The sequence below is a fragment of the Rhodopirellula maiorica SM1 genome (assembly GCF_000346295.1).
Classification (GTDB): Bacteria; Planctomycetota; Planctomycetia; order Pirellulales; family Pirellulaceae; genus Novipirellula; species Novipirellula maiorica.
The window spans coordinates 1-12171 of the sequence record NZ_ANOG01000507.1 but is presented as its reverse complement, the minus strand read 5'-3'; the positions used below and the strand labels follow the sequence as shown (position 1 = coordinate 12171).

Sequence of the window (12171 nt, the reverse complement as noted above, 5' to 3'; positions counted from 1 at the left end):
AAGCGAGGCAAGACACCGGCAGACCTACCACCGGTGCTCAAGCGACTGGGCTTGGACACCAAGACATGGTGCGAATTGGTCAGCGACTTTGGCCGGTTGTTTTGCACGGTCGCCGGACGCCCCGAGAGCATCGATCCGCTGCGCAGCCACCGCACCCACCGCCGCTATCATTTGCGGCGACGAGCCCGAGAGCTACTCACCCAAGCGGATTAGCTTACGAGGGCTCTTCTTTTTTAGCTGTTAAGTGTGGCGACGTGTCGCCGATAAAAGCACTGCGTACGCTCAGTCGCATTTGTCACGAGTTTGGCAAGAAGAATCGCGATTGGCGACGTTTTGATGTAGCGCGCGTTTGAGGGCACGCCGCATCTCCTGTCTTAACTCTTCGGCGCTATGTTTGTACTCCCCAGAAACATGCTCCGTCCCTGTTTTGGGGAGTGTCCGTGGCCACGGGGTTTGGTTTTGTTTTCTGTTGACTTGTCAGGGTGGCTGCAAGCATCGGATTCGTTAAATTCGGCACAAATTATCATGTTGCGCACGGATTTAGCGGATTGCAGGGCGGCGTTCGACGATGAGATTTGAGCAGACGCAAGATTATCGGTTCAGTTGTTGAAAGGGCGTTGCCTTGAATCTAGTAAATACTAAATCGTGCCTTTTCGTGATCGTGCTTTGTGTGCCTCTGTTTCAAGGGTGTGCCACGATTGCAAGTAACCAAGAGTACCCAGTCAGCTTCGAGAACAGTGGCGGCAAAACTTATTTCGCGGTTCACGATCAACAGAACCAACTTGTTCATCAGGGGATGACGCCGGAGCAGGTCACGTTGCCGGCCAAGTCCGCCCCATTTCGACGTGCAAAATACAATGTAACATTCGCAGGCGCCGGTGAATCTACTCAACATCGTGAACTGCAGGCGGGCATCGATCCATGGACTGCCGGGAATATTTTCGTAGGTGGCGGCTTGGGGGCCATCGTTGATGGCGTCACCGGAGCAATGTTCAGGCTTCCCGCCAGTGTGACTGCTGATGTTCCGGCTCAGTATGCGATTGCCGATCCTGCTCAGGGTGCCAGGATTGCGATGCTCCAGTCGAGTTCGCTGAAACAGGACGATGCTGCGCCGTCAGCCGTACGTCACGTCGGGTACCAATCGAATTCTGAATCAGCCCGTTAGTGTCTCGTGTTCTAATCGAAAGCAGTCGTTCCGCTGCTTAAATGTGAGCCCCGCTAAATGATTCCCCGCCACACAAGAAGAGTGCGGGCGAATGAGGGATTGCTGGGCTGCTGGGTAGAGCCAACCCCGGACTTCTGGCTGTTTCCAACCGAATGTCGTTGTTCAGGCCAGTCATTGTTCGGGTCGCCAGCTCTGTAAATCGCCCAAAGCGAGCAAGTCGGAGATCAAACGCGCAAAAAAAAAGCCCGAACTCTTTCGAGTCGGGCTTTTTCAGAAGCGACGCGGACGGGACTCGAACCCGCAACCTCCGGATCGACAGACTGGGGTTAAAGTCGCTCAAACACGGTGTTTCTTGCCTTTTTTCTTCTCGTGGGTACTATTCGGGTACTAAACTGCGAGAATCCAATGGGAAGAAAAAACAAGCTGTGGTATCGCAAGGACCGAAAGGTCTGGATGGTGACCATCAACGGAAAACGCCACAACCTCGGTCCCGACAAAAAAGAAGCCGAAGAGGAATTCTATCGGCTCATGGCGGCTAAGGATCCAAACACCAGCGAAGAGGACTTAGTCGAGGACGTGATCTGCGATTTCATCCTTTGGTGCAAGGAGCATCGCGCCAAGAAAACGACTGAGCGATACAAAGAGATCCTGGAAACGTTTACCGACAAGTATCCCGATGTGACGGTGGGGAAAATGACTCCCGCCTACGTCACCCGGTGGATGCAAGACGCGACGACCTGGAACGCTACTACCAAACGCAACGCGATGACCGCGGTCATTCGTGTGTTCAATTGGGCGGTAAAAAATAGGGGACTGAGGTTCAATCCGATCGCCGGCATGGAGAAGCCCAAGGCCAAGAGAAGGACCAAGGTTGTGTCTGACCAAGATTTTAAGTGGCTTCTTGAGAACGTTTCTCCGGCCTTCAGGGATCTCATGATTGTTTCGTGGGATTGCGGGTGCCGACCGCAAGAAACGAAGCGTCTAGAGGCCAAACAAATCGATTTTGAAAGGCAGTTGGCCTTGATCAAGGTAGAGGAAGGAGCGAAAGGCGGAAAAACTCGCTTATTCTACATTCCTACCGAGCGGGCGTTGGAGGTCGTTAAGCGTCTATCGGAGGAGAACCCCGAGGGTCCAATTTTCAGAAACCGACTCGGTAACGCCTGGACGAAAGACGCGGTAAAATGTCAGTTCCAGCGTATTCGTGAAAAACACGGCCGAGACTTCACGCACTACGCCATGCGACACACCAACATCACCAAGAAACTGATGGCCGGGGTCGATAGCCATGTTGTAGCAAAGTTGGCTGGTCATAGCTCAACCCGAATGATCGACGAAGTGTACAGTCACGTCGCGCAAGACCACGATTACATGCTCCGACAAGCCAAAAGGGGAGCATGAAAAAACCCGCTACCGAAGTAACGGGTTTCTTATTTAGAGTTCGATGTCTCGGAGCCTTTGGTTTCTACGCCTCTTAGGCTTCGGGGCATCGTTCTTTTTCGATTCCAAGTACGATTTCAGCTGTTCGTCAGAGACGCGAATCGCACTGCCGAATCGGTAACAGCTAAGCAGACCTTGATTGATCAACTTGTAGATCAGACTTAGGCTGACGTTCATGCGTTCCGCTACTTGCTTCGGACTGTGCATTGGCGGCTTTCTCCTTGAATGCTAGAAGCTTGCGAATCATCACCCATGAAAGAAACTCTCTCACGACTGACTTGTCGGCAAACGAAACAACTGCACCCTCGGCGGTCTTACCGCTGAAACTGCACTTTTGCTTGCCAATACTGTAAACTACACACACGGGTTTCATGGTTTCCACTTCATTCTCCTTTACTCTCGTAAACGAACCAACATTGCTGTGGCAAGAAACGCTCTCACCAAAGCGAAACTCTGCTTGCTTTTAAAACTGATTCCCGGCAGATCAGAGGAAGCCTTTCGCTCGATAGGCACTTTCAAGCTTGTGCCGTAGCTCTTGTTCACTGAACGGCGGCTGTGACCGCTCGTTATAGTCCCGTAGTATTGGCATGGCTTCATCGACACTCAAAAAAGAACCGACAAACTCGGCAATCTTGCAAGCCGCTCGAAAGCATGTGTTGTGTCCACCCGATCCAGAAATAGCAGGGTCAATTTTTCTGACGTAGTTGACACAACTCGCCACCGCGATGTCGTAGTTCAGCCCACTACTCATGATGGCTTTGAGCTGTCTGTTCGTGCCTTCGAACCAGTTTCGATCAAAGGGCGTCATCGAACCAGTTTCGTCGTAAACGTATTCGTGGCCGTTCTCATGTACGCTTCCGACACCCAGCACGTAGCCGCCATCGTTACGCAAATCCAGACCGCCCTTTGCCTTGTTTCCACTCGGTGAATAAGAGTGGTAAAAGTGGAAGCCTCTGCTTGTCTTGACCGACAAACCCGACGGGTTACAGCGGAACTGGTACTCATCCATTGCATTCGGGTTATCGACATCGACAACGGTGATGCCACTGATAGCACCGGTCACAATCCCAATATTAAGCGGCTTATCTCCAAACCACTTTTTGACCAATTCCAGACTCGGTCGTTCTTTCTGAAACCGCTTCCACGAGACTGCTGCACGCTTACTTTTGTACAGAACCGGAATAACGCTGTACCCCATTTCCAATGCTCGAATTGCGTGACTGAGAGTATCCACTTTTCTGTTTTGCCAGAGACTTGTGCTTTGTGGTACTGTCTTATCGACAGGTTCAATCTTGTCAAAAAGGGGGAGCGTTCCACAAAACGCTCTCCTCGTTGCTTACACCCGCTGCAATGCAATGGATGCTTGTTTGAAGCATCGTTGAATTGCTTGTTGCATATCCGTGCAGTTCTCAAGAGGTATTTCACCAATCTGGCGATACTTCTTGCCGTCTCGCTTTAAGAGCTTCACTACAGTCTTGTGACTATTGCCTTTTGATTCGGAAATCATTTGACATTGAATTAGTCCGTAGTTTTCAGCGAACATGATTCGCTTTCGCTTTCCAAAATAGAGTTTCATCATGAAAGGGGGTAAGTAGCTACTTGCCCGAAGGCAGCAACTCGTTGTGGCGAGCTGTACGATTACACAGGGTCAAGTGAAATTTCTTCCAGACATGTAACCCGCTTAATCACCGTACCGTCAGGTTGAGTAATAATCTCAATCGTTGGTTCCCGCTTGTAATCCAAGCCAGCACCGTTGGCAGCTTGAATAATGTCGGCGGCATCACTGAGCTTTTCTCGCATCATGGCGAGTGCATCTTCAACGATCTTGTTCGTTGAAATCTCAGTTGCATCAATTCGAGTAATCTCATTCATCTTCTAAATCTTTCGTAGAGTGAAAAACCCAAAAAGGCATCCTTGCCACTTTCTCCTATCAGTCGACCCAGCCATACAAGCACAGATCGCCGACCAAAATACAAGGATCAGCCGCAAAGGTCGCAGGCAACGCAGCAAGAGCCGCACCACCAGTGACGATAGCTGTTCCGACCGCAGCAGCACCCGCAAGAATCGCAGCACCACTACTATCAATAAACGAACCAAATGCAGTTCGCTCTTTCCATTCCTTGACCTTCCGCACGTCTTCACCGATCAAGTCACCAGTGACAATGCGAATTTGGCGTTGTAGACCAGCTTCACACAACGTGTCGATGATTTGTTGCCCCTTCTTTGGTATCGAACCATGGAACGGGTAACGTCGATCTTTCGGACGTGCGATCACATGCGTATGCCGAACATTGCGGTACGTGTGATTCATAATCCCGAAATCCTTTTCTTTATCAAAGAACGTGCAACGCAATCCCTGCGGTACGATCTCTGCTCGACCGATATTGTCGCCGATCAATTGCTCAGCAATCTTTTCAGCGATCAGTAGAGCGTTTGCATCAACGTCATCTTTTGAATGAACCGCTGGTACAGACGGAGGTTTGACTTCTGCGACCATGCTTAACGCTTTGGTTACATTGTCTACCTTGGTCATCATTTCCGCATTCTTGCGGTGCATCTTGCGATCGCTAACGATTCCCCGAGGGGCAATAGCTTCGTAGACTGCTTGCTTGGCAGGTATTAAAGTCTGCATAAGTTTTCTCACTGGTTGTGGGTTAAGTGCCGAGTATCTCGACCAATTTATCTACAGGTACGGCGTACCCTTTGAGGTCGTAGATCGTGTCCGACCCATCGACCATCATGAGCGTGTTGCTTGTCGGTGCAGCTCCTTCAAGTAGGTTGAAACGGTTGGCGTTCTGGAACACCCAGAGCACCCAAGAATTCGTTTTGGTGTATCGCTTGGCTTGTCGCTGTACTTGCTTCTTGCCCTCGGTGCCCATGTCGTATTCGACCATCATCTTTTCAATTTCAGCGTCTGGTTTCAGTTCGCTGTTTGTGTTCATGCCACGCTTCCAATTCAGCATTGGTAAACCAAGTTGGAGCAATGCACTTGTCAGTTTCACGTCGTGCAATAAATGGCGAGGTCTCCACCCACAAATAACGTTTGCTTCACGTCCAGTCATGTGTAAGGCAACACTGCCGACAGTCCGTAGCTTTCGCCCACGTTTACGCTTCTTTATTCGTGTCACTCTTCTAGAGGCGACTTTGTAGTTTGGAAAGATTCCAGCGGTGACGAGTTGCGAGGTGGTTGAGGGGTGGATGTCGGTGAATCCAAAGAGTTTTTCATCTCTTCTACGTGCGAGAGCCATGGCTGACATTTTCTTGCCTCTTCTGCATGTTCATCAGTAATGGGGTTGTGAATTTCCACTGTTCGGCAAAAGCGAACGGTTCCATCGACTTTTACAAAGCATTCGCCGACTTCTAGTTTCGATAACCACCGCATGATCAACGCTAGTTGTTCTTGAGGTGTGTACGATTCAATTTTTCGTTCTAAGAACTCGTCGTCGCCGACAAGATTCGTACGTTCATAAATCTGTTTCGTTAAACGAGGGTTAAAGAGCACTGCGAGTATGTCTTTCGCTGCAATCTCCGCTGCTTCTGGCGACCCCTGACACATCCATACGTGAGACGTGTTTTGCATTACGATTGTTGTTATTCGTCCCATGCTGGCTCCTGACAAACGATGATCCAACGAAGACCGGTTTTGCGTAGCGTTTGAATTGCGATTGCTTCTTGTGGTCCGATCATGCCCATCGCTTCCGATTCTTCAATTACTACTGTTAGCTCTCGCTTTCCGCCTTGCTGCTTGTATCGAATGATCTCTTTGAGTCTGGTTGCGTTGATGAACCGTAACTCGCTTTGGGTGATCGATCTCCCACCGTCACTTAAGTAGTTAAATCCTGCGTCGATGAGGTCGATAAAGTCACTGGAACGTGACAGACGAACTCCCACTGCGGGCATCCGTAGGGGTTGCAACAAACGGCTTGTTGCTCCAACGATCCGTTCAAAACTCGCTGGGTGACTCGGTTGACTTTGCCACCATGCCCGAACTTCACCGTCTGTGCAGTCGAGGATGAACTCGTTGAGCATGTCTCGGTTGTGGAATATCTGTAGTGCATCTTTTAAGCTCCGTTCGTTTGCGTAGACCAATCGACACCAGTACTCGGTGACCTGTTCAATAAGCGGGTTCGCATCCGTCGAAGCACTCCCACGTCTGCGTATAAGGGTTTCTAGGAGTGACTCTATATGTTTCTGTTCTTCCGCCCTGCGTTGTGTGGCACCCGTTGCAAGCGGTAACACTCTGAGGGGAATAAAGCGTTCGTAGTCGTCCAGATTCTCGTAGGCCGTTCGTATTCGGTTGAGCAGGCAATGTTTCCAATAGCTGTGGGCTGTTGCGTTCGGTTGTCCGTCCAGAATCACTACCTGACCATCCAGTAACGTCTTGATAAGTTCGCTCTTGCCTGATCCCGTCTTGCCCCCGATCAGAACGTTGCCATCCATTGATAACCCCCATTAAGACTGAGTAACCGATAAATAAGATGACTGCCCGCCAAGTCCAACGTTCAATTGTTTGCATGATTCGTTGCCTCAACGTGAATTGTTGCTCTGGTTCGATAACACGAGGATCACCCTCGAAACGACGGCTGAATTCTTCCAAGTCCATTGATCGAACTAGGGTTAGTGGGTTCAGAGTGAACCAAAGAGGCTCACAGGTAATACCTGTGGCAAAAGATAGATGCATTAAAAAGCGAGCCAGCCGTCGCTTAGGGCTAACTGACTCGCCAGGCAAGCAGCTTTGGTCAGTATTGCCTTCCCCATGAACCTAAGCTTCATGGAGAGACCTGCCAAAGCCGCCAATTCGAATAAGTGCATCTGTCGATTGCCGACAGACACAACACTGACCAAAGTGCAATTGAAGGATACGCAAGTGTCCCCATGGAATTCAAGAGGCTAGTTCTAAAAAAAATCTTGAAAATTAGCTTTTGGGTGCAGGCAAACCCTGTAGAAAAACCCCAGCTCATTTCCTGAGCTGAGGCTGTTTTTCACTGGTTTTTTTGATTTTCCCGAGTGAAGTTTACTTTCACGTCACAGTGACGAAAAAAATTGTGAAGCCGTACCAACTCGGATGCAACCTCAATCGGTGATCGCTTAAACCGGTCATCAAACACTTGAATGAACGATTGGAATAGGTGGTACTGTGACTGTCCACGATGCTTTCGATGGGACGGTCGCCGCCACTCAGAGAGAATTTTTGGCACGTAACGCCAAGGTATCGCCGATGCCTCCGCAGCGTGAACGATAATCGCTTCCGGTTCGCACACGCTAAAGAATCTATTTTTCATCGCGGAAAATTGGATCGACTGATCCTCCGCAAATGATTTTAGTTGATGTACAGCAGCGTCGATTTCATCGGCATAAACGGTGTCTGCATTCGGTGTATGCCGTCTGCGTGTGACTGCATCAACAGCGAAAGAAACGCATTTGGAAACTCGAGAACGAGTTCCGTAATAGAGACCCATCGAAAACGATTTGTCATGGCTGTTGCGAACACCGACGATAAGACGCTCTGTTTCACCAACCTTGATGTTTAGATCCAGAGTGGCAAATAGTCGGTTCCCAGCTTTCGAAACAAGGATTGTTTCGCTAGTTGCTTTGAAGCCTGCATTAGCTATGGCAGTATCAAGCATTTGAAGCACGGAAAGATGAGACACTGGATTCCAGGTCTCCGAAGATGCTTCTTTAGGCAATGCACTTAACGCACATCGCTTGATTTCAATCGCGGGTTGCATTGAATGCTCCTGAGTAGTGAAAGTGAAAGAACTACTCGGAGACTAAAACTGGATAGATTGACGCGCAACAATTTTGATGTCTTTTTACGTTCTCTTGCGATCCACGCTTGAAGTTTGATTGACATAGTCACGACTTATGCTTGAATCGCTTTCTGGTTCGATGACTTTCGTGTATTCTTTTTTGCATCTGATAACGTCCTTTATCAGATGCATTTAGAAAATCACTTCCCCTCAAAGAAATGGAATTCCCCAAGAGCGATCAAGACATCGGATTCACTTCGCGTCAAGTGACGCACTCGATCACTGAAGCGGCGACCGTGCCGGCACTGATTGAGAATGCTGGCCACGACACAAAACGACGATTTGTCGAATTCTTCACCGCTCAAATTCGCAACAAGCACACGCGACGTGCTTACGTTCGAGCCGTCGATCGTTTCTGCCACTGGATCGACCAGCGTGGCCTCACGCGGCTGGCCGACATCGAACCGACCATGATCGCGTTCTACGTCGAAGAGCTTTTGGACGGGTACAGCAAAGCATCGGTCAAACAGCACTTGGCCGCGATCCGAATGATGTTTGACTACTTCGTGACCGGCGGATTGCTGCGCCAGAACCCAGCGTTGTCGGTCAAAGGGCCGCGACTGAGTATCGTCAAAGGAAACGACCCCCGTCCTGCAACCACAAGATGCTCGGCACTTGCTTGACTCGATCGAGACCGACAAGATCGGTGGCCTCCGCGACAAGGCGTTGATTTCACTTATGCTGTTCACATTCGCCCGCATCGGAGCAGCCGTCGCTATGAACGTGGACGACGTGTATCAGAACGGTCGACGATACTGGGTTCGACTTCACGAGAAGAACGGTCGGCACCATGAAATGCCACTTAACCACCATGCGGAAGAGGCCATGATCGCCTACTTGGACGGCGGCAATCTCTGGGGCCAAAACGGCACACCGTTGTTCCGCTCACTTGATCGGCGGCGCAATCTTTCGGAGAACCGGATGCAAACCGAATACGCTCGTTGGATGGTCAAACGCCGTTCGAGAGCAGCCGGCCTGGGAACAACGATCTGCAATCATACGATGCGAGCGACAGGCATCACCGCGTTCCTGATGGCTGGTGGAACACTCGAAAAGGCACAGCAAATGGCCGCCCACGCATCGTCTAAAACGACGAATCTCTATAACCGAACAAGCGATGCGGTTACGCTAGATGAAGTTGAACGCATCTTGATATAACCCATTCAAGTAGCCGGCATCTGCTCGCTGCCGGTTCAACCGAGGTGTCTGCTACACGCACTCAACGCTGCTTTGATCTAGCCAATGATGACCAGAGAGTAAGGTCGGATTTACAAATTCTGCTACTGCGATCAATAGAGGAAGCTGCGTGAACGAATCCGGAACAAAGGCTGTAGACAAAGATCCAATGCACGCAAAACGTCGTCGTCGGTCGCTGTCAGACACGTATCCATGGTGAGTATTTCTCGCTGCACGCACGTACTCCCCGACGAAATCGTCCAGGTCGTACGGATTGGCCCGTGTAACAAATTCACGAGTATTGTTGTCATAGTTCCTGTAAACGTGAACACCATTTGCTTGCACCAAGTGTGACGGCCAGACGCCACGATCTGATTCAACTACGGCGTAGAGATCGTCGTATAGATTAGTGGCAGTCGTCGTGAAGAAATCTCGCCAAACTTGAGGCATCTGAGCAAAACTAGGCGTCAACACATCCGTCAAGAACTGTCGTGTGCACATGAAATGGAAATTGCGAGTGTGCTGAACGCCAGGAAAACGGCAGAGTTCCTGGAACTTATCCAAAACTGCAAAAGTCATCAAACGTGCTGTTGCGGCATCCGTAGCCGTCGCAATCATTAAGCACTCCAGCAGTATGCGATCGATGGTCAGATATTTCTCAAACGCGGATATAAAGTCCACTTGGTCGTTGTCCGTGAAGTTGCACACCTCTAGTCGGTTTTCTGCATGCAAATTAAACCGATCGAGAAAGAATCTGATTAGGTCAATCACACTCTGGTCACCAGGATACGTCCCGTTCCTATACCGTCCTGACCAACCACCAAGCGCGTCAGTTGGAGAGGCAAAATCTGCCGGATCGTCGCCGCGTAGAAAAAAGTCGGTTTCTGCAGTTCGATCTCTTCCCGTGGGTGTGGGCCACGGTCAATGACGGAAGGATTGTCCTCCCCGAAAAGATAGACAACGCGAAGCTGCATTGTCCCACCAATCACATGTGTTCTGAGTGGAAGAAGATTCGCCATAAGCACGGACAGTGCGTTATCCAAGGCTAGGACACCTGAAAGATGTAGGGCAGACGCGGTTGCTGGTGAGCTAACGTTGTGTGCTCTCATGTCATCGATGGCCTGGCGTCCGTTGATTTGGTAGAAATTCCCATGGCGTAAAAGCGGAAGGCGTTCATCTAAATCGTAGTTCGTGCCAATGAATACGATTCGTCCCTCCGGAAATCGATTCATGAATGCTGGCAGATAGTCGTTAGCAATGAAATCACGACGCTGTTCGCGACGACACAGCATTAATGCTGCATCGAGCCAATGAAGAAACTTGTAATCAGGATCAGACGCAGCTTTCTGAAATAGCTCACGGCATTCATCTGCACTAGCGGTTTGACCAACACCGTCATATCTCGCATCAAGCTCATGCAGCCAAGCGAAATCGCCTGAAACGCCCTCGAACGATGAGAAAGTATTGACGATTCGAGCGTAGTTATTTGGAAATGGTCCGTTGCAGCGATTTGCATACCTGACCCAGATGTCACTGCCTTGAACTTCATGCTCATATCCGCGTGCTTCAAGTAAGTTTCGCAACGCTCGATATATCGGATCGGTTTCCGGACCTAGCCTCGCAAACCCACGATCACGATTCGAGACGGTGACAATACTGCTCATAGTTGTGCCCAAGAATTAGGTCGGTTTACGCGGCAGAAACGACCGGGAACGCTCCGGATTCGCTTCGTTGCCAGATGTATTGGTAGATTTGTTCGGCGTAGGTTTTTGCGTCGTCTTCGCTGTACGGTGGCATGGGGATTACGTTGAAGATCTGGTCTAGGATCTCGACTTCGATCTCGGCACGGGTTTGCTCTTTTTCCCACCATTCGTGCATTGGTCCGATCAATGTCTTGAGCGATTCGAGTAGCTGGCGGCTGCCTTGCTTGAGTCGTTCACGGTCGGCTTTGGTTAAGTCATCGCGTTGAAGTAGCTGGAACAGGAACTGTTCTTCGTCTTTGAGGCCTTCCGATACTAGCTTCTTTTCCTCGTCGTCCAATTCTGCGTTCAACTCCATCAAGCGGCGGAACGTTTCTTCGATCGTCGTTCGGTCTTTCTCTCGGTTGTAGTCGGCGATGATCTCTTGATACTTCTTGTAATAATCCATTTGCAGCGGGTTGGTCGCTACCATCGCGGCCAAACGCTGTTCAAGTAGGTCGGCAATGTCTTGGACGGTGGATCGTTTGCGTGTACCTTTCTTCTCGAACTCATCGGCGAGTTTCTCGAAGTCGATTTTGCTTAGGTCGAGCGTCAATCCTTCAGCGTGATCTGAGCCAGGGCCAGCGGTAGCAATTGATTCGCTGACGATCTTTTGCAACTCCTTCAAGATGGCCGTCACATCGGCGACGGTTCGCTTCTGCAACACCTTCTTATAGATCGCTTCCAGGTTGTCACGGCGTTCAGCAAACTGGTAAACGCTCGGCTCCATGTTCAACGCTCGGAAGCGCTTGATAACTTCCGTCGCCAAAATCTCAAAAGTGCGTTTAATTTGTTCGGTTGCTCTAACTGCCTCGGCCCCATCCTTGATCGCCTCAATCCGATC

15 protein-coding genes and 2 pseudogenes are annotated in these 12171 nt (G+C 50.1%); 5 read left to right on the top strand and 12 right to left on the bottom strand.

Translation table 11 applies throughout. The features are described from left to right. From RMSM_RS16165 to RMSM_RS16155, 3 genes and pseudogenes are all read left to right on the top strand, one after another. A pseudogene (locus tag RMSM_RS16165) lies at positions 1–213 on the top strand (hypothetical protein); the annotation flags it as partial. A 457-nt stretch (positions 214–670) separates the two neighbouring features. Further along, positions 671–1165 (top strand): hypothetical protein, encoded by a 495-nt coding sequence (locus RMSM_RS16160; RefSeq protein WP_144057699.1) that lies wholly within the window; start codon positions 671–673, stop codon positions 1163–1165. 405 nt (positions 1166–1570) lie between these two features. Next, a complete protein-coding gene (locus RMSM_RS16155; RefSeq protein ID WP_008698262.1) occupies positions 1571–2563 on the top strand; it encodes a tyrosine-type recombinase/integrase in 993 nt (330 codons plus the stop codon). A gap of 33 nt (positions 2564–2596) precedes the next feature. On the opposite strand, the gene RMSM_RS43780 is transcribed toward RMSM_RS16155, so the two are convergent. The 9 genes from RMSM_RS43780 to RMSM_RS16110 all read right to left on the bottom strand — a co-directional run bounded on the left by RMSM_RS43780 (position 2597) and on the right by RMSM_RS16110 (position 8331). After that, positions 2597–2779, bottom strand: a complete 183-nt coding sequence (locus RMSM_RS43780) for an excisionase family DNA-binding protein (protein ID WP_008698260.1) — start codon at positions 2777–2779, stop codon at positions 2597–2599. Further along, positions 2727–2984 (bottom strand): hypothetical protein, encoded by a 258-nt coding sequence (locus RMSM_RS41790; RefSeq protein WP_173405127.1) that lies wholly within the window; start codon positions 2982–2984, stop codon positions 2727–2729. The genes RMSM_RS43780 and RMSM_RS41790 overlap by 53 nt, the downstream gene beginning before the upstream one ends. Positions 2985–3086: 102 nt before the next feature. Then, entirely contained in the window at positions 3087–3836 is a 750-nt protein-coding gene (locus tag RMSM_RS16145; RefSeq protein WP_008698258.1) for a bifunctional DNA primase/polymerase, read from the bottom strand. Between the two features lie 404 nt (positions 3837–4240). Next, positions 4241–4474: a hypothetical protein gene (locus RMSM_RS16135; RefSeq protein WP_008698256.1), complete on the bottom strand. Its 234-nt coding sequence runs from the start codon at positions 4472–4474 to the stop codon at positions 4241–4243. Between the two features lie 58 nt (positions 4475–4532). Next, positions 4533–5234 (bottom strand): hypothetical protein, encoded by a 702-nt coding sequence (locus RMSM_RS16130; RefSeq protein WP_040767390.1) that lies wholly within the window; start codon positions 5232–5234, stop codon positions 4533–4535. Between the two features lie 22 nt (positions 5235–5256). Further along, positions 5257–5544, bottom strand: a complete 288-nt coding sequence (locus RMSM_RS16125) for a hypothetical protein (RefSeq protein ID WP_144057698.1) — start codon at positions 5542–5544, stop codon at positions 5257–5259. A 182-nt stretch (positions 5545–5726) separates the two neighbouring features. Continuing rightward, the gene (locus tag RMSM_RS16120; RefSeq protein WP_144057697.1) at positions 5727–6182 is read right to left on the bottom strand and encodes a hypothetical protein; all 456 of its coding nucleotides are present in this window, start codon (positions 6180–6182) and stop codon (positions 5727–5729) included. Between the two features lie 11 nt (positions 6183–6193). Further along, entirely contained in the window at positions 6194–7042 is an 849-nt protein-coding gene (locus tag RMSM_RS16115; protein ID WP_008698251.1) for a hypothetical protein, read from the bottom strand. A 542-nt stretch (positions 7043–7584) separates the two neighbouring features. Further along, entirely contained in the window at positions 7585–8331 is a 747-nt protein-coding gene (locus RMSM_RS16110; protein WP_008698249.1) for a hypothetical protein, read from the bottom strand. Between the two features lie 239 nt (positions 8332–8570). On the opposite strand from RMSM_RS16110, the gene RMSM_RS42015 reads away from it, so the two are divergent. Then, positions 8571–9035, top strand: a complete 465-nt coding sequence (locus tag RMSM_RS42015; protein WP_008698247.1) for a site-specific integrase — start codon at positions 8571–8573, stop codon at positions 9033–9035. Then, positions 9028–9570, top strand: a complete 543-nt coding sequence (locus tag RMSM_RS42010) for a tyrosine-type recombinase/integrase (RefSeq protein ID WP_008698244.1) — start codon at positions 9028–9030, stop codon at positions 9568–9570. Before RMSM_RS42015 ends, RMSM_RS42010 begins: the two co-directional genes overlap by 8 nt. 51 nt (positions 9571–9621) lie before the next feature. On the opposite strand, the gene RMSM_RS16100 is transcribed toward RMSM_RS42010, so the two are convergent. The 3 genes and pseudogenes from RMSM_RS16100 to RMSM_RS16090 form a co-directional block, all read right to left on the bottom strand. Then, entirely contained in the window at positions 9622–10359 is a 738-nt protein-coding gene (locus tag RMSM_RS16100; RefSeq protein WP_008698243.1) for a hypothetical protein, read from the bottom strand. Beyond that, positions 10356–11252, bottom strand: coding sequence for a hypothetical protein (locus tag RMSM_RS16095; protein WP_008698241.1), 897 nt, complete (start codon positions 11250–11252; stop codon positions 10356–10358). The genes RMSM_RS16100 and RMSM_RS16095 overlap by 4 nt, the downstream gene beginning before the upstream one ends. 25 nt (positions 11253–11277) lie before the next feature. Then, a pseudogene (locus RMSM_RS16090) lies at positions 11278–12171 on the bottom strand (type I restriction endonuclease subunit R); the annotation flags it as partial.